Source organism: Stenotrophomonas sp. GW821-FHT01H02A, from assembly GCF_059422145.1.
Map to the genome: position 1 here is coordinate 104,493 of NZ_JBWKWI010000007.1, position 16,786 is coordinate 121,278.

Below are 16,786 nucleotides of genomic sequence, written 5' to 3' on the forward strand. Positions count from 1 at the left end.
TGCCATGCACCAGTCCAGCGCCCGCGCGCCCCGACCATCCCGGCGGCAGCTGCGCGGCGGGATGTCGATCACCATGATGCTGGTCCTGCTCGGCCTGGTCGGGATGCTCGGCCTGGTGGAAGTGGGCTACCTGTACTGGGCCAAGCGCGATGCGCAGAAGGTGGTCGACCTGGCCGCCGTCGCCGGCGCGCAGCGCCTGGACCTGTGCAGGGTCGACCTCAAGGACAATGGCGCCGCCCGCAGCAATGCAGAGCGGGACAACAGCTTCTCCGGCACCTTGGTGATCCAGTGCGGGAACTGGAATCCCGCGCGCGGCGGCGACGATCATTTCAGCATGACCCCCGACGCGGCCAACCCGCTCAATGCCGTCAAAGTGGTCGCGACCCGTCCGGTGGTGCCGTTCTTCGGGCAGAACACACGCCTGCCCACCGTCCGCGCGCAGGCGGTGGCCACCCGTGCGCCGCCGATGGCGGTGTTCTCGGTGGGCTCGCAGTTGCTGCGGGTCAATGGCAACACGCCGTTGGGCAACGTGCTCAACCTGGTGGGCGTCAACCTGGACCGGACCACCCTGCTCGGCTATGACGGCCTGGCGCAGGCGAAGGTCACCCCGGGCGGCCTGCTGCAGGCGCTGGGTATTCCGGTCAAGGCGAACATCGGTGTCGCCGAATTCAACGCACTGCTGGCCGCCAACCGGGTCTCGCTCGGGCAACTGCTGGATGCCACGGCCACCGTGCTGACCAACAGTGGTGTCGCCAACGTGGATCTGAGCGCACTGCGCAATGCGCTCGCGGCGAAGCTCGATCTCGATCAACTCAAAGTCCGGCTTGGCAGCACCGATACCGCGGGCGGGCTGTTCGCGCGCATCGTCGCATCCGAAGGGCCCGCCTCGCCAGCGCTGCAGGCCGACGTCAACGCGCTGGACCTGATCACCACCAGCATCAGCATCGCCAGCGGTGGCAACGGCGTAGCGGTCAACAATCTCAACATCCTGGGCCTGGTGCAGACCCGCGCGGCGATCATCGAACCGCCGTCCATCGCCATCGGCGGCGTCGGCACCCGAGCCTACAACGCGCAGGTGCGGCTGAAGATCAACATCGATACCGGCGGCCTGGCGCTGCTGGGACCCGTGCTGAGCGGGCTGGGGATCCGCCTCAACCTGCCGATCTACGCCGATGTGACCAACGCGATGGGCACACTGGACGCACTCAACTGCGGCGCCACCCCGCCAACCGCGACGGTGCGGGTGCAGTCCTCCCTGCTGCGCGCCTGCGTCGGCCGCGTCGATGCTGCCAACGAGTTCTCGCAGCGCAACGTGTGCGACGCCGGGCTGCAGAACGAGCAGCTTCTCACCCTGCTGGGCGCGCCGCTGGTCACCGACAAGATTTCCCTCAATGCGCTGACCCGCGATGAGAGCCTGACCCTGGCTGCCGGAGAGACCGCTTCCACTTACTTCAACCAGGCCCAGGTCGGCACGGCCGTCTCCAACCTGGTGAGCGAACTGCTGCGCGTGCTGAGCAACGTGGTCACCCCGGGCAGGCAGGGCAGCACCGATGCCGCCACGGCCGATCGCCTGGCGGACCAGTACCTGAAGGCGGCCAATCCCGGCAACGGGTTCTACGATGCCAAGAAGACCATCGAGCTGCTGCGCCATGGTGATCCGGTGCGTGGCATCGGTGCGCTCGGCGACTGGGATGTACCCGGTGGCGTGCCGTTCGCGTGTCCGCCGATCTATCTCACTACCTGTCACCGTACCGGCTCGGTATGGGACGGGTACAACGCCACGGTCACCGGCGAGGGCATGGGGGCGCTGAGTGGCCTGGTCGGCTCTCTGCTTGGCGGCCTGGTCGTCAACCGCTGCAACAGCCTGCTCAGCACCCTGCTCAACTACAACAACTGCGTCAAATCCAACCTGGCGTCCTACATGCAGACCCGGCCGGGTGGCCTGCAGGACCTCGCCGGCGGGAGCGGAGTGACCGATCCGGGCACCGACCAGGTCCGCTGCAGCGGTCTGCTGTGCCTGGCGCTGACCCCGGTGCTGGAGACGCTCAAGCCGCTGCTCAATGGCGTCGGCACCCTGCTCTCGCAGACCCTGGCCCAGGTTCTCGGGCTGGAGCTGGGCCGGACCGACGTGCACATGCAGTCCATCCAGTGCACCCCGGCGCAGCTGGTTTATTGACGCGGCCAAGGCGTGCGGACAGCGCGATGGTGCGTGCTAGACTGCGGCGGGGACTTTACTTCACTGATGATCCACTCGTGGATGGCCTGAATATGCGAGAGAGAAAAGGGGTTGGTTCCATCGTCACGCACGCGCTGACCGGTGGGATTGTGTTGCTGCTGACGTTGAGTGTCGTTCCGCAGGCCCTGGCCGCGCGCGCGCCGCGTGCCGAGCCGGCCGCGGACGCCGCCGCGCGCCCGGCACCGGTGGTCCGCAATACGGTGGACGAACTGCGCCAGCTGGTCGATTCCAAGCAGCTCACCGAGCTGCGCACCACGTACAACGGCAGTTACGGTGCCAGCCTGCTGTTCAATACCAGCACGCTCAACTACTACGTCGCGCTGTTCCACGAGAAGGACTTCTGGCGCGTGATAAAGACCGATTCGGTCGACAACGCCGAGAAGGTCTACCGCACCTTCGTCGAACAGACCGAGCAACTGGCCCAGGTGTACATCGACACCACCCGCCTGCAGGCCGGCAAGCGCTATACCGAAAATCTGGTCGCCTACAACGAGGAGCGGCTGCGCAGCCTGCAGCAGGAAGCGGAACTCCAGCGCCAGCAGTCGCTGCAGGTCAGCGCTTCGCTGGAACAGGCCAAGCAGCAGGCAGTCAGCCTGAGCACCGACCTGCGCAGCAGCCACAGCGAACTGGACGCGCTCAACCAGCGCATCCAGACGTTGCAGGCCCAGCAGTTGAATCCGGCACTGTCGCTGCCCTCGGCCGAGACGGCCACGCCGGATCCGGCGACGCAGGGAAACCCCGGCAACCCGTAACGGCATCGCGCGCCCTGCCCTGGCAGGGCACGTCACCGACGGCGCCGAGGGCGCCGTCTCTCTTTCCGGTGCAGTACCCTTGGCTGTGCAGACGTACTGCGCATCAGCAAGGAGTGCACCATGCCCGCCCCACGTCCCCGTATCGCCCCGTTCCGGTGGCGCGCCGCCCTGGCGTCATCGCGCGCCGGGCTGGCCGCGGCCCTGGTCGCGATGCTCGCCCTGCCGGGCGCCGCCACTGCCGCCCCGACCTCGCCCACCGCGCCGCCGCTGTCGGCGGAAGCATCCGATCCAAAGCTGCTGGGCTGGATGCAGGGCGCACCGCCCCCGGAAGACAAGCGCATCCGTTACACGGATGACGATTATTTCAGCTTCCCCAAGCTGCGCTGGACGGCCTGCCATTTCCGTCAGCTGATGCCCACCCTCGGGGTCAGCCGGGGACCCGGCGCCGCCCGTGCGCTGCCGCGCAGGCTGGATGCCACGATCGATGCGCTGTCGTTCACGCCCAGCGGCACCAACAGCCAGATGACCTGGGCACAGTCGCTGTCGGCCAACTACACCGACGGCATCGTGGTGCTGCATGACGGTGTGGTGGTCTACGAGCGCTACAGCGGCTGCCTGGACGAGCACGGCCAGCATGGCGCGATGTCCGTCACCAAATCGATCACGGGCCTGCTCGGCGAGATGCTGGTCGCCGAAGGTGTGATCGATGAAACCCAGCGCGTCAGCGCGATCGTTCCCGAGTTGAAGGACAGTGCGTTCGGCGACGCCACGGTCAGGCAGGTGCTGGAGATGACCACGGCGCTGCGCTACAGCGAAGACTACGCCGATCCCAATGCCGAGGTGTGGCAGTACTCCGCTGCGGGCAGCACCCTGCCGCCGGCGCCCGGCTACACCGGCCCACGCAGCTACTACGATTACCTGAAGACCGTGCAGAAGCAGGGCCGCCACGGCGAGGCGTTCGGTTACAAGACGATCAACACGGACGCGCTGGGCTGGATCATCGCCCGGCGTACGGGGCAGTCGGTTGCACAGTTGCTGCAATCGCGGATCTGGCAACGCCTTGGCGCCGAACAGGACGCGTACTACACCGTTGATTCCACCGGCACGCCCTTCGCGGGCGGCGGCTTCAATGCCGGCCTGCGCGATCTGGCCCGCGTCGGCCAGCTGCTGCTCGACGACGGCAGGGTCGACGGCCAGCCCATCGTGCCCGCCGCCGCGATCGCCCGTATCCGGGCCGGCGGCAACAAACAGGCCTTCGCCAGGGCCGATTACGCGCAGCTGCCGGGCTGGAGCTATCGCGGCATGTGGTGGATCTCCCACAATGACCATGGCGCCTACATGGCGCGCGGGGTGCATGGCCAGGCGCTGTACATTGATCCCACCGCACGCGTGGTGATCGCGCGGTTCGGCTCGCACCCCATCGCCGGCAACAGCGCCAACGACCCGACCACCCTGCCCGCCTTCGATGCCGTGGCGCGATATCTGATGACGCAGCCCTGAGTGTGCCTGGCGGCCGACTACCGGCACGCATCGTGCACCAGGTCATCCATTCGCCGGCTGAGCGCCAGGCTCGGCCGGCCGCCCGCCTTCCGGTAGGTCGTCTCGCGCTGGCGTCGCGCGGCGGCGCAACGGGCGGGATCGGCATGCACGGAGATGACCGCCCCCCGGATCGCGGGCGTCGGGCGGACACTCCGTCGCTGCGGACGCTTCTGTCGCGCGGGCGCAGCCTCAGCACGCCGCTTGGCCTGGAGTTCCTGCCGCACCGACTCGATATGGATGTCATTGGCCCAGGTATCGATGGGCGGCGCCATCTCGCGGATGCGCTCGGTGCGTCCCTCGCACGGGGTGGACTGATAATGACGCGCGCCGTCGAACAGGCAGGTATGCACCTGTCGCGGCGGCAGATCCACCGCTGTGGCGCTCATCATCAGGGTCAGCCACCACGCAGGCATCGCATCGCTCCGTCCAGAGGCGCCCAGCATGTTGCAGAGGCGGGTGGCGCTGCCGTGACCCGCCGCACAGTGAGGACGCGATGCGCATACCGCTGACAGGGAATCACTGCCACGCCCTACCCAGGTGCTACGACAACGCAGCGGGCCCGGCATTGCCGGGCCCGCGAGGGCGTCACAGGAAGCGGTAGTCGAACTCCAGCCACAGCTGGCGGCCGTAGGGGTCGTAGTTGCCGACCGGATAGAACGGCCAGCCCCCGCCGTTCTTGTCCGCCGGCGGGCGGCTGTCGCGCAGGTTGTTGACGATCAGGCCGAGCGTGGCGTTGTCGTTGAGCTTGCGGTACAGGCTGGCGTTGTAGGTCATGTACGGGGCGATGCGGCCGCTGCCATCTGTCTTCGGCAAGGAGCCGTAGCGCATGCCGTACAGGGTGGCGGTCCAGTCATTGATCGCCCAGGTCACGCTGCCGTTGACCTTGCTGCGCCACTGGTAGGAATCCAGCGAATTGCGCTGGTCCTGCACCCCATCGCCGGCGAACTGGCGGTAGCTGTGATCGATCACCAGCGAGTAAGCGACGCGGGCCGAGAAGCGGCCATAGCGGCCCGCGTCCCAGCGCAGGTTCGACTTCAGGTCGATGCCGCGCACGGTTTCGGAGGCGGCGTTGATCGGATTGATCAGCACGCGCACCACCTGGTTGGGCTGCACGGCGGCGTCGGCCGGATTGCGGATCACGCGACGCAACGCGTCCTGGCATTGTGCCGAGCCGATGTCACGTGCGTCGCCACCCACGGTCTGGCCAAGGCGGCAATCCGCTTCGTCCTTGAGGATGCGGGTGGCATCCAGGTTGGTGACCTCGTCGTCGATGCGGATGTCGTAGTAGTCGGCGGTGAAGTCCAGGTTGGCCGACGGCGACCACACGAAGCCCAGACCGTAGGACGTAGCGGTTTCCGGCTGCAGTTGTGGGTTGGCGCCACTGGTGTAGTCGATCGCCAGCCCGCTGAAGTCGCAGTCATCGTATGCCTGCCCCGCACTGCGGCAGCGCCAGTAGTCGGTCATGCCGGGGTTGTAGCCGCGCGTTTCGGTGGCGAACACGTAGTTCATGTCCGGCGCACGGAAGCTGGTCGCCGCACTGGCGCGCAGCAGCAGCGTATCGAACGGACGGAACTCCAGGCCGGTGCTCCAGGTCGCCTTGCCCAGGTGGTCACCGGCGGCACGGTACTGGTCATAGCGGCCGGCGACGGTCGCGGTCAGACGCTCCAGCAACGGCAGCTGCAGTTCCACGCCGGCCGCGTAACGGTCACGCTCGCCACCGGCGGGAATGCCGGCGTTGAGGTTCCAGAACACCCCCTGCGCCAAGGCCGGGTCCGGGCGGTTGCTGTAGCCCTGGCTGCCGGCTTCGACGACGGCTGCCAGCGCGGCACGGCCACCGGGCAGATCGAACAGCTGGCCGTTGACGCTGATGCTGGCGGTCTGCAGCCAGGCAGCGTTGCGGCTTTCGTAGCGGTCCGACAGGCCCTCGTACTCGCCCGGCGTCAGTGGCAGGTACAGGCGCGACGGATCCGGCGCGTAGACCTCCACGCCATTGCGGGTGCCGAGCTGCGGGCCGAGCAGGTACTCATTGATGCCGACCAGCAGCCCGGGGCGCTGCGTCCTGTTTTCATAGCGCGAGCGACTGTAGGCCGCTTCGTAGTCCCAGTCCGAGCTGCCGATGCTGCCGCGGGCGCCGACGTTGAAGGACCACGACTGCTCAAGGAAGCGGTTGGCGTTGCGCTGCACGCCGCCGATCTCTTCCGGCGCGAAACGCCGGTACCAGCTTTCCAGCTGACCGCTGTTCTGGTTGTAGAAATAGTTGCGCGAAGAGGTCCAGCTCGGTGCGCGGGTGTTGTTGTAGATGCGCGCGGTGCCGATGGCCGCATCCGCGAACAGCTCCTGGCGATCATTCAAACGCCAGGTCACCGCGCTGTAGGCATCGATGTTGCGCTTCTCGGTCTGCACGGTCCAGAACGCGGGCGCAGCTTCGTTGCTGCCGCAGTACCAGCCCTGGCGCGGGTTCTGCGCGCGGAACACACTGCCGCCGTACAGCGTGCCGGCGGCGTCGCAGCCCTCGGCACCGGGGTCGATGTAATTGTTGGTGGAGGCGTTGCGGCGATACGCCACGGCCGTCGCCAGCGGATCCACGCCGCGCGGGTCATCGGTCAGCGAGTCCATGAAGTCGCGCTGCGAGCCGTAGATCGCCTTGCGGTTGGCGATCTCCAGGCCGAAGATCGCATCCCACTGCTCGCCCGAGCCACCGCCGACCGCCTGCAGGCGCTGGTTGTCGCCGCCGCCCTGTTCGGTGGTACCGGCGCGGACATTGATGCCGACGCCGTCATAGGTCTTCTTCAGGAAGATGTTGACCACGCCGGCGATCGCATCGGAGCCGTACACGGCCGAGGCACCACCGGCCAGCACTTCGATCCGGTCGATCAGCGCACTGGGAATGTTGGCCAGGTTGACCACATTGACCGAGCCTTCATAGGCCAGCGGGTAATCCGACTGGCGGCGACCGTTGACCAGCACCAGGGTGCGGTTGGGGCCGAGGCCGCGCAGGTTGATGGTGTTGGCGGCGGGGGTGAACGTATTGCCGAAGTCCTCACCCTGCACATTGCCGGTGTTCTCGGTCAGTGCGCTGAGCGCTTCGAAGGCGCTGCGGTAGCCCTGCGCCTCGATCTGTTCCTGGGTGATCACGGTCACCGGGGACGGTCCTTCCACACTGGCGCGGGGAATGCGCGAGCCGGTGACCGTGACCGCATCGAGCTGGGTGGGCGCATCGGCGGCGTGGACGACAGCCCCTGCGCCGAGCAGGGGCAACAACGACAGAACCAAGGCCCGCCGACGCAGCGGGCGATACAGCACAGACATGCAGACTTCCGGTAAAAGAGGTACGTCCCGGCGCGGACAGGTCCGTGCCAGAGCGTAGTGAGGGAGGGACCGTGATTCTGCTGAACAGGCAGAAAAGGGGGAAATGACCGGCCGGGATATGCTTATCGGGATTTCGCCTAAGCCCTGCCCTGCAAGGACTCCGCATGCGCTTCATCCAGACCTTCGAGCTGTATCCCTTCCTGGACACCGTGGTCAGCCTGGTGGCCGCGTTCGTGCTCGGCACCCTGATCGGCGCGGAACGGCAGTACCGCCAGCGCACCGCCGGGTTGCGCACCAATGTACTGGTGGCAGTCGGCGCGGCCGCCTTCGTGGATCTGGGCATGCGCATCGCCGGCAGCGCCGAAGCCGTGCGGGTGATCTCCTACGTGGTCTCCGGGGTCGGCTTCCTCGGCGCCGGTGTGATCATGAAGGAGGGCATGAACGTGCGCGGCCTGAACACCGCGGCCACCTTGTGGTGTTCGGCGGCGGTCGGCGCCTGCACCGGTGCGGACATGTTGGCCGAGGGCGCGCTGCTGACGGTGCTGATCATCGCCGGCAACACGCTGCTGCGGCCGCTGGTCAACGCGATCAACCGCATTCCGATCAACGAGGCCGCCTCCGAAGCCACCTACGAGGTCCGCCTGAGCGTGGACCCTGCCGCCACACCCTTGGCGCGCGAGCGCCTGGTGGACGCGCTGGAAGCCGCGCAGTACCCGGTCAGCGACGTGCAGGTGATCGAGCACGGCGACGGCCCGGTCGAACTGGTGGCGATCCTGGTCAGCACCGCCGTCAGTGCCGACGAGCTCGATGCCGTGATCGCGCGCCTGCAGCGTCAGCCCGGTGTGGTGCATGCCAACTGGGAAGTCAGCACCCGCGACTGAGCACCCCCCTGCCCCCGAACAACGAAAAACGGCGGCCCTGCGGCCGCCGTTTTCGTCATTGCACGTGCGCCTGGACTCAGGCGTCGGCAGGCAGCGCGCTCTGGCGGCTCACCAGTGTGCTGAAACGTGCCAGCGAGCTCAGGTGATGATGGACCAGCGCCAGCCAGCCACTGCGGTGCCAGGCCACGACGGTGGCGTCCGGCAGCGCGGCGAACTTTTCCACGTCCACGACCTGGAAGCCGTTGATCGACATCTGCCGGCCATCGGCCAGGGTGACGTCGATGTTGCGGTCGATCAGCAGGTCGTTCTCGATCAGGGCAGCCGTGAAGCGGCGGGTCTGATCATGCTCGCGGGTGTAATCGCCGCAGAAGCGCATCGCGTTGTCGACGATCTCGGTCGCCTTGCCATCCTGGAACAGCGGCACGCCGTCCTCGCTCTGGCCCTGGTTGACCTGCCTGGCGGCCGAGTCCAGCGCGAGCACGTACTCGTCCTGCTCACCGGCCTGCATGAACACGAACGGGTAGCGGCGCACGTACGCCGGCACGTAGCTCTGTTCGTCCCACACCCCATCGGCAACGAACAGGTTGCGCTGGGCCAGGCCGACGGCGACCAGCGGCATCGCGTCCTGCCCGGTGAAAATGATCGGGTAGTGCTGGGCCAGCGAGCCGAACTCGCCGATCACGGCGGGGATCGCGTTGGTATCCGCAGCGAAATGCGCGGTGTCGGGCACCAGGCGCCAGGCGGCGTGCAGATCCGAGCGCAGCGGCACGGGCGCTTGGTAGAACAGCGGACCGGTGGCCTGGGACGGCGCAGCGGCGGGCGGAGTCGTGGTTTCAGCAGTCATGGATTAAGTCGGATACGACGCGCCAGTCATCCCGGGCGCGAAAGCGGGAACCGCATGGAACAGCCACTATAGCGTGTGACGTCCAGGGTGTTTGTTGCAATCGCCGGTTGGATTCCCGCGCCGATTACAGTTCGGTGAATTCGCTGCAGTCCGGCAATGGCTGATCGGCAAAGTAGGCGCCGTCCCGGAAGCGGTAGACACGCTGGTACGTGCAGGCCGGATCCGACACGGTGCGCAGGTCCGACTGTTTCACCCGGCCATGCGCGAGCGAGTCCTGGTTGCGCGAGGCAAACGATGGAAACCGGCTGGCATGGGTCTGGTAGCGCAGCACCGGCATGCCCTCGCCCATCGGATCCAGGGTGAGCGCTGCATCGAACCCGTAGTCGTCGTGGCAGGCCCCGGCACGCAGATCCATGTCGCGTTCGCTGAAGCAGGCGCGGATGCTGGCGTGCCCCTGCACCGGGAGCCGCAGCACCTCACCGGTACCGGCGCTGACGGCGTCCGCCCCCGGCATCACCCGCGCCACCACCCGCTCGGTCACGCTGGCGCCGCCACCGGAGTATGCCGTGCGGGCCTGGACATCCAGACCGATCAGCACGCCGCCCCCTGCGGCCGGCCCCAGTTCGATCAGGGCCGGCCAGGGCAGCAGGCCGCCATCGGCGTTGCCGATGTCCAGCACGAGCTGGTGGCGTGAGATGTCCCTGCCCGCGCTGCGCTCACGCAGGATCAGCACCGCCCGGTCCTCGTCGTCACCCGCCTGCGCACGCACGCACCAGTGCTGGTCCGCGCTGCAGTACCAGCGCGGGTCGAACGTCTGCTCACCGGCTGCCTCGCCGTCCCCTGCGGGCGCCGCGGAGAGGGCGATCAACCGATTGCCGGACACATCCTGCCAGCCTGCGCCCGGGTCATCCGCCGCCCAGCACAGCGCAGGCAGCGCGATCAGTACGGCCCAGCCGCGGGCACGCCTCACAGCACGCCGTCCAGCGGGCCGGCCGCACCGGTCAGCACGGCGCAGGCATGATCCTGCAGCTCCTCACCGCTGGCTTTGTTGCCCGCCGCCAGGTCCAAGCGGGTGGCCAGCAACACGAAACCGGGCGCGCCAGAGGGGTCTGTCTGCCCGGCCACCACCAGCGACCAGTTGCCGAGATCGGCCGGATCGGCCAGATGGGCGGCCAGCAGACGCACCGGGTTCGCGGTGAGCTCGGCACCCGGCAACTGGCGGGCGAGATAGGCATGCCCCCGCAGCGGCTCCGGCAGCGGCTGCCAGTTGGCACCGATGACCGGCTGCATCCGACGCAGCTGGGCCAGGACATCCGCGCGCAGGCAATCCACGTGGATGTGCAACTGGTGCTGGGAACGTCCATGCGGCGAGTTCAGTGCCAGACTGGCCACGTCGCGCGGCAGGGCACGGCCGAGCGCCTGCTCGGTGTGGCTGCGGGCAGCCCAGGCCGCGGCGAAGTAGTTCGGTGCACCGGCGCGCAGCAATGCGGGGCTTTCAATCCCCGAGACCCGGTCCAGCGGCAACACCAGGAACTGGTAGTGCCCGTACGAATCCTTGAGCAGGACATCGCGTCGCTGCGCCGCGGCGGATACCGCCAGGCAGCTGCCGCGGGGGGCGGCAGCGTCGGCGCAGTCGCGCTGGATGATGCCCCACAGGGCGTCTGGATTGGCAGGCGGTTTGGCCGGCGGCCGGGCCGGCGTGGCGCAGGCGGCCAACAGCAGCAGCGCACAGGACAGGGAGAATCGGGCGATCACGGACAGGCTCGGACAAGGATGCGGGCCCAGCAGGCACGGCCGGTGGGGGGGCGCGATTGTACCGTGCCGGTTCTGTCGCTTCCGTGTCAGTAGGTGCTGTAGGGCACCTCGACCACCACCGGCGCGGCCGGTGCCGGCGGCTGCAGGGTGTAACGGTCCAGTGCGCCGTTGTCATCGGCGAAACGCTGCGACTGCACCTGCAGACGGTAGGTCGTGGTGCCGTACTTGATGCTGCTGCCACCCGCATCCAGCGCTGCACCGGCCGGCAGCAGCAGGCCGCCGAGGTCGCTGTAGCCGCCCCCTTCCTGCGAGAAGACGTGGTCGACCAGGTCGCCCTCGCGCTTCATCGCAAACACGTGCGGGTCGCCGTGGCGGCGGTTGTAATCTTCGTTGCCGAGCAGATCGGCGATCCAGACCCCCGGCAGCCGGTAGCTGGTTTCCAGCGCGATCGCATCGAGGCGGTCACTGTCCACCACCAGGCAGCACACCGCCTGCTTGTTCTCGCGGTCCAGGATCGCGAAGCGCTCGCCCTTGGCCACCTCGCGCGGCAGGATCGCAAACGGCTGGTTCCTCAGGACCGGCTCGGCGCCACTGGCCGAATGCAGGTTGCGCCAGCCACCGAACACCGGCGCATCCGGCTCGGCCGCCGCCGCGTTGCCCGCCATCGTCATTCCCAGTGTCACGATCAATGCGGCCGTGATCTTCCTGCTGTGCATGCGTTACTTCCGTTGGTTGACCTGTCGCGGCGACAGCGCCGGACCTCACAAGACCGCGACACTATGCGCCAGGGGCAGGGCCGCGGGCAATCGGCGCCGCTCAGCCGATCACGATGTAGTCACTGACCAGGGTGATCCCGCGGTGCTCACCGCGCTCAAGCTGCACGTGGCGTCCACCGACCTGGTCGATGGCGATGCAGTCATCCACCTCCAGCAGGGCATCGGTATGCGGCTTGAACCAGCTGGCATCACGCAGGGCCTTGGCCTTGCGCTTGGCGGCGTCGGCATCGGTGGCGACCAGCAGTTGATAGTCATGCGCCTCGCCCAGCGCGCCGGCGGCATACCCGCCGAGATTGAGAAAATAGAGCCGCGGCGCCCCCTCTGCCGGGGCGACCTCGCCGAAGCGCACCTGGTACTCCTCCACCCCATCCACGGCGAGCCAGCCATCTACATGCAGCCCTTTACGCTCACCGAACCAGTCCTGGCGCAGCTGCGGGTAGGCCTCTTCGATGGCATCGACGTTGGCGAAGGCCACATCATGGACCTCGATCCGGGCGCGGGCATGGCGCCCGCCCAGCATGAACACGTGCAGCACCTGCGACTCCCGGCCTGGCCGATCTGAGAGTGCGTCAGTGTAGCGCTGGCACTGCGTCGAACGGTCGCGGCGTGCTCACTACGCGCCGATGCACACCGCGGTGGTATGGTCGGCGCCTGACCCCGCAGGAGCGACCCGATGGCATCCCTTTTCCGTTATTCCCTCGCCGCAATCACACTGGTCGGCACCCTCTCGCTGGCAGCCTGTGTCAGCACGCCGGGGCCGGAGATCAACGGGCCGGGCCTGTGCAAGGCCGACGCCCTGGGCTGGGCCATCGGCCAGCCGGCCGACGAAACCAACATGCGCAAGTTGCTGCTGCAGAGCGGCGCCGGCCTGATCAACCCGATCGGCCCGGCCACGATCACCACCCGGGACCTGCGCCAGGATCGCCTGCGCGTGTTCATCGACAAGGACAACGTGATCACCGCCGTTCGCTGCGAGTGATTCCCCGCCGGCACCGCCACCCATGCGGTGGGGCTACCCGGGGTGGGTGCAGTCGCAGCTGCCCCATCCGCGCGTCTTCGCGGTCTGGCCGATGCCCGGGTTGAACGTATTGCTGGGATCGAGCTGCTGGTAGAACGCCGCCAACGGCGGCTTGGCCGGGTACAGATGGCCCACGTTGTGCTCGGCCGGATACTCCGCACCGCGCGCGTCCAGCAACGCCCACATCGCGTGCTCGATGGCCAGCGGATCCTCGCCCTTGCGCACGATGTAGTCCTGATGGAACACGTGACACAGGAAGTGCCCGTAGTACAACTTTCCGGCCAAGCGTGCGTCGAGTTCCGCCGGCAGGTGTTCCACCCACGCGCGGTCATCGCGCCGTAGTGCCACGTCCAGGGCCACGATGTCCTCGACCTCGCGCCGGTGCACCTCGCGATACCGCACGGCCGCGCCCGCCACCGCAAAGCGATGCAGGAATGCCTTGCGTCCCTCCTCGGCCGTGCACTGGAAGAAGTCGCCCTCGCCGTCGGCGAAATGAGTGCGCAGGAAGGTCTCGGTTGCCGCGACATCCACCGCCGATACCTTGAGCAGCAGGTGGTGCTCGTAACGGTCACGGAACTGGCCCATGCGCGTCGGCAGGTGACCCGGCAGACAGCGCATCACTGCCTGGATCGCCCGGTCGGTGACACCGCGCAGGCCGAGGCTTTCGAACCAGCCATCGACGCGGCTCTTCAGCGCGAATGCCGCCGGCACCCGGGCCGTGCCGAAGCGGTCGATCAGCAGGAAAGTGTCCTTGCCGTAACGTTCGCCGATGTCATACGCCTCCCGGTGCAGGTACTCGCCGGAGATCGGCAGGCGCTCGAACGCGGTCAGCAGATGGCGGCGGATCGCGGTCAGATCCTCCATCGCGTTGCTGCCGATGTAGAACACCTCACCCGGCTCGCGCGCGAAGGTGTCCAGCCGCACCGCGAACACCGCGAGCTTGCCGGCCGAGCCGGAGGCTTCGTAGTGGCGCGAGGGATCGGCGTTGTAGCGGGCCGGGGTGTCCGCATCGACCTCGCGCACCTGCTCGGCATAGCGCGGATCGGAGCCGGCGCGGTTGTTGTCGTTGTCGACGTCGGTGAGCGCGTACTCACCCCGCTGCAGCCGCTCCAGGATCTGTTCGGGGGTGTCGCCCAGCGCGATGCCGAGATGATTGACCAGCTGCAGCTGCCCGTCGGCATCGACCTGGGCGAACAGCGCCATCTCGGTATAGGCCGGTCCGCGGCGGACCAGCGAGCCGCCGGAGTTGTTGCAGACGCCGCCCAGCACCGAGGCGCCGATGCACGACGAGCCGATCACCGAGTGCGGTTCGCGGTCCAGCGGGGCCAGCACCTTCTCCAGTCGATCCAGCGTGGCGCCCGGCAGGCAGACCACCTGGCGCCCCGCGTTGATCAGTTGCACGCCGGTCAGGCGCAGCGTGTTGAGGATCACCACCGGGCGGTCATAGTCGGCACCATCGGGCGTGGAGCCGCCGGTGAGGCCGGTGTTGGCGGCCTGCATGATCACGATGGCGTTGGCCGCCACGATGGCCTGCAGGGCGCGCCACTGTTCGAGCAGCGTGCCTGGGCGGACCACCGCCAGCACCGGCCCGTCGCCGAAGCGGTAGCCCTTGCGGAAGCGCCGGGTCGGTTTATCGCCGCACAGCACGTGCGCATCGCCGACGATCGCGCGCAGCTGCGTCAGCAGCGAAGCGCTGTTCGCACCCGCGCCGGTCACGGGGCGACCGCGAAGCGACGGGTGGCGTCCACCAGCGAATCGCGGCTGATGTCGGCGATGGTCTTCGCGCCGGTGAGCGTCATCGCCACGCGCATTTCCTTCGCCATCAGGTCCAGCAGATTGGCCACGCCGGCCTCGCCCTGCGCGGCGAGCGCATAGACGAAGGCGCGGCCGAGCAGCACGCTGTCCGCGCCAAGGGCGACCATGCGGACCACGTCCAGGCCGTTGCGGATGCCCGAGTCGGCCAGGATCTTCAGTTCACCCTTCACCGCATCGGCGATCGCCGGCAACGCCCGCGCGGTGGACAGCACGCCGTCCAGCTGCCGCCCGCCATGGTTGGAGACCACGATGCCGTCGGCCCCGAAGCGCACGGCGTCGCGCGCATCGTCCGGATCGAGGATGCCCTTGATCACCATCGGGCCGTCCCAGAACTCGCGGATCCACTCCAGGTCTTTCCAGGAAATGGACGGATCGAAGTTGTTGCCCAGCCAGCCGATATAGTCGGCCAGGCCGGTCGGACTGCCTCGGTAGGTGGAGATGTTGCCCAGATCGTGCGGCCGGCCGAACAGGCCCACGTCCCACGCCCAGCGTGGATGCGTCACCGCCTGCAGCATGCGCCGGGCCGGGGCGTTCGGGCCGCTCATGCCCGAGTGCGCATCGCGATAGCGCGCGCCCGGCGTGGGCATGTCCACGGTGAACACCAGGGTGGTCACGCCGGCCGCCTTGGCACGTTCCAGCGCATTGCGCATGAAACCGCGGTCCTTGAGCACATACAGCTGGAACCACATCGGCCGATCGATGGCCGGGGCCACCTCCTCGATCGGGCAGACCGACACGGTGGACAGCGTGAACGGAATGCCGCGACTGGCCGCCGCCCGTGCCGCCTGCACTTCACCGCGGCGCGCATACATGCCGGTCAGCCCGACCGGTGCCAGCGCCACCGGCATCGCCAGGCGCTCACCGAACAGCTCCGTTTCCAGGCTCAGATCGGACATGTTGCGCAGGATGCGCTGGCGCAGCGCGATCTCCGACAGGTCCGCGACGTTTCGCTTCAGGGTGTGCTCGGCATACGCGCCGCCATCGATGTAGTGGAACAGGAACGGCGGCAGGCGGCGTTGTGCCGCTGCGCGGTAATCGGTGGAGGCGGAAATGATCATGGGTCAACCGTGGGAAGAAGGAAGCCGCGACGCACGTGCGCGCCGGGCTTCGTTGTCGTCGAGCGTGCGCAGGGAGGTGTGCACGAATTCCAGGTGCGCGTGCGCGGCGGCACGCGCGCGTTCGGGGTCGCCGGAGAGCACGCCATCCATCATCTCGCGGTGCTGGACGGACAGCGGCTCGAAGGTGCGGGCGGAGGTATAGAGCTTTTCGCGGCTCTGCGAGATGTTGGTCTGCAGCAGCTCGAACAGGCCGCGCATGACCTGCAGCAGCACCAGGTTGTGCGAGGCCTCGGCGATGGCCAGGTGGAAGGCGGCATCGGCCTGCGCTTCGCCGGCCGGATCGTCCTTGCCATGCGCGGCCATCATGGTGTCGAAGGCCTGGCGGATCTTCGCGCGGTCTTCGTCGGTGGCGCGCAGCGCCGCATGCCAGGCGGTCGCCCCTTCCAGCGCGTGGCGGATCTCCAGCACGTCGAAGCGATACTCCGGGTCGCCCTGGAACAGCGGCAGGTACGGCATCAACGGCTCATCGATGGTCTGCCGGGCCCGGGCCGCCGGCCCGCTCACGTAGGTGCCGCCGCCGACGCGCGCGCTCAGCAGGCCCTGGCTGGCCAGCTGCGCGATCGCTTCGCGCAGCGCCGTGCGCGAGACCCCCAGCTGCACCGCCAGCGGTCGCTCGGCCGGCAGGCGGTCGCCCGGCTGCAGGCGCTGCTCACGGATCAGGCCACGCAACTGCGCGGCCACCTTGTCGGACAGGCGTTCGTTCTTCATGCCGCCATTGTCGCCCGCGTGGCGGGCGATGGGGT

At 68.1% G+C, this 16,786-nt stretch carries 15 protein-coding genes; 5 read left to right on the forward strand and 10 right to left on the reverse strand.

Annotated elements, in window-relative coordinates; genetic code table 11:
• Positions 1-4 precede the first annotated feature (4 nt).
• From AC07WC_RS12235 to AC07WC_RS12245, 3 genes are all read left to right on the forward strand, one after another.
• The gene (locus tag AC07WC_RS12235) at positions 5-2,176 is read left to right on the forward strand and encodes a TadG family pilus assembly protein (protein WP_495210239.1); all 2,172 of its coding nucleotides are present in this window, start codon (positions 5-7) and stop codon (positions 2,174-2,176) included.
• 92 nt (positions 2,177-2,268) lie between these two features.
• Positions 2,269-2,988: a DUF2968 domain-containing protein gene (locus tag AC07WC_RS12240; protein ID WP_495210240.1), complete on the forward strand. Its 720-nt coding sequence runs from the start codon at positions 2,269-2,271 to the stop codon at positions 2,986-2,988.
• A gap of 120 nt (positions 2,989-3,108) precedes the next feature.
• Positions 3,109-4,488 (forward strand): serine hydrolase domain-containing protein, encoded by a 1,380-nt coding sequence (locus tag AC07WC_RS12245; protein ID WP_495210241.1) that lies wholly within the window; start codon positions 3,109-3,111, stop codon positions 4,486-4,488.
• Positions 4,489-4,505: 17 nt separating this feature from the next.
• Here the strand turns inward: AC07WC_RS12245 and AC07WC_RS12250 are convergent, their stop codons facing one another.
• Positions 4,506-4,940, reverse strand: coding sequence for a hypothetical protein (locus AC07WC_RS12250; protein WP_495210242.1), 435 nt, complete (start codon positions 4,938-4,940; stop codon positions 4,506-4,508).
• A 172-nt stretch (positions 4,941-5,112) separates the two neighbouring features.
• Positions 5,113-7,836, reverse strand: coding sequence for a TonB-dependent receptor plug domain-containing protein (locus tag AC07WC_RS12255; RefSeq protein WP_495210243.1), 2,724 nt, complete (start codon positions 7,834-7,836; stop codon positions 5,113-5,115).
• A 164-nt stretch (positions 7,837-8,000) separates the two neighbouring features.
• On the opposite strand from AC07WC_RS12255, the gene AC07WC_RS12260 reads away from it, so the two are divergent.
• Positions 8,001-8,717, forward strand: coding sequence for an MgtC/SapB family protein (locus AC07WC_RS12260; protein ID WP_088433353.1), 717 nt, complete (start codon positions 8,001-8,003; stop codon positions 8,715-8,717).
• 76 nt (positions 8,718-8,793) lie between these two features.
• On the opposite strand, the gene AC07WC_RS12265 is transcribed toward AC07WC_RS12260, so the two are convergent.
• From AC07WC_RS12265 to AC07WC_RS12285, 5 genes are all read right to left on the reverse strand, one after another.
• Entirely contained in the window at positions 8,794-9,561 is a 768-nt protein-coding gene (locus tag AC07WC_RS12265; protein ID WP_495210244.1) for a SapC family protein, read from the reverse strand.
• Positions 9,562-9,685: 124 nt separating this feature from the next.
• Positions 9,686-10,531 (reverse strand): hypothetical protein, encoded by an 846-nt coding sequence (locus AC07WC_RS12270; RefSeq protein WP_495210245.1) that lies wholly within the window; start codon positions 10,529-10,531, stop codon positions 9,686-9,688.
• Positions 10,528-11,313 carry a CDP-diacylglycerol diphosphatase gene (locus tag AC07WC_RS12275; RefSeq protein WP_495210359.1) on the reverse strand — a complete coding sequence of 262 codons (786 nt, stop codon included), beginning with the start codon at positions 11,311-11,313 and terminating at the stop codon, positions 10,528-10,530. The genes AC07WC_RS12270 and AC07WC_RS12275 overlap by 4 nt, the downstream gene beginning before the upstream one ends.
• Before the next feature lie 89 nt (positions 11,314-11,402).
• On the reverse strand, positions 11,403-12,032 hold the full coding sequence (locus tag AC07WC_RS12280) for a decarboxylase (RefSeq protein ID WP_088433356.1): 630 nt from the start codon (positions 12,030-12,032) through the stop codon (positions 11,403-11,405).
• A 100-nt stretch (positions 12,033-12,132) separates the two neighbouring features.
• Complete coding sequence (locus AC07WC_RS12285; protein WP_088433357.1) at positions 12,133-12,627, reverse strand: DUF1543 domain-containing protein; 495 nt, start codon at positions 12,625-12,627, stop codon at positions 12,133-12,135.
• Between the two features lie 138 nt (positions 12,628-12,765).
• On the opposite strand from AC07WC_RS12285, the gene AC07WC_RS12290 reads away from it, so the two are divergent.
• Positions 12,766-13,071 (forward strand): hypothetical protein, encoded by a 306-nt coding sequence (locus AC07WC_RS12290; RefSeq protein ID WP_088433358.1) that lies wholly within the window; start codon positions 12,766-12,768, stop codon positions 13,069-13,071.
• 33 nt (positions 13,072-13,104) lie between these two features.
• On the opposite strand, the gene dld is transcribed toward AC07WC_RS12290, so the two are convergent.
• From dld to lldR, 3 genes are read right to left on the reverse strand one after another with little or no spacing between them, the layout of a single operon-like run.
• Positions 13,105-14,826, reverse strand: coding sequence for a D-lactate dehydrogenase (dld, locus tag AC07WC_RS12295; RefSeq protein WP_495210246.1), 1,722 nt, complete (start codon positions 14,824-14,826; stop codon positions 13,105-13,107).
• A complete protein-coding gene (lldD, locus tag AC07WC_RS12300; RefSeq protein ID WP_495210247.1) occupies positions 14,823-15,983 on the reverse strand; it encodes an FMN-dependent L-lactate dehydrogenase LldD in 1,161 nt (386 codons plus the stop codon). The genes dld and lldD overlap by 4 nt, the downstream gene beginning before the upstream one ends.
• Before the next feature lie 3 nt (positions 15,984-15,986).
• On the reverse strand, positions 15,987-16,751 hold the full coding sequence (gene lldR / locus AC07WC_RS12305; protein ID WP_495210360.1) for a transcriptional regulator LldR: 765 nt from the start codon (positions 16,749-16,751) through the stop codon (positions 15,987-15,989).
• Between the last annotated feature and the right edge of the window lie 35 nt (positions 16,752-16,786).

Coding starts and splice junctions, on each gene's coding strand:
- AC07WC_RS12235 (WP_495210239.1), top strand. CDS start 5: ATGCACCAGTCCAGCGCCCGCGCGCCCCGACCATCCCGGCGGCAGCTG.
- AC07WC_RS12260 (WP_088433353.1), top strand. CDS start 8,001: ATGCGCTTCATCCAGACCTTCGAGCTGTATCCCTTCCTGGACACCGTG.
- lldR (WP_495210360.1), bottom strand. CDS start 16,751: ATGAAGAACGAACGCCTGTCCGACAAGGTGGCCGCGCAGTTGCGTGGC.
- AC07WC_RS12255 (WP_495210243.1), bottom strand. CDS start 7,836: ATGTCTGTGCTGTATCGCCCGCTGCGTCGGCGGGCCTTGGTTCTGTCG.
- AC07WC_RS12280 (WP_088433356.1), bottom strand. CDS start 12,032: ATGCACAGCAGGAAGATCACGGCCGCATTGATCGTGACACTGGGAATG.
- AC07WC_RS12265 (WP_495210244.1), bottom strand. CDS start 9,561: ATGACTGCTGAAACCACGACTCCGCCCGCCGCTGCGCCGTCCCAGGCC.
- lldD (WP_495210247.1), bottom strand. CDS start 15,983: ATGATCATTTCCGCCTCCACCGATTACCGCGCAGCGGCACAACGCCGC.
- AC07WC_RS12245 (WP_495210241.1), top strand. CDS start 3,109: ATGCCCGCCCCACGTCCCCGTATCGCCCCGTTCCGGTGGCGCGCCGCC.
- AC07WC_RS12240 (WP_495210240.1), top strand. CDS start 2,269: ATGCGAGAGAGAAAAGGGGTTGGTTCCATCGTCACGCACGCGCTGACC.
- AC07WC_RS12290 (WP_088433358.1), top strand. CDS start 12,766: ATGGCATCCCTTTTCCGTTATTCCCTCGCCGCAATCACACTGGTCGGC.
- AC07WC_RS12250 (WP_495210242.1), bottom strand. CDS start 4,940: ATGCCTGCGTGGTGGCTGACCCTGATGATGAGCGCCACAGCGGTGGAT.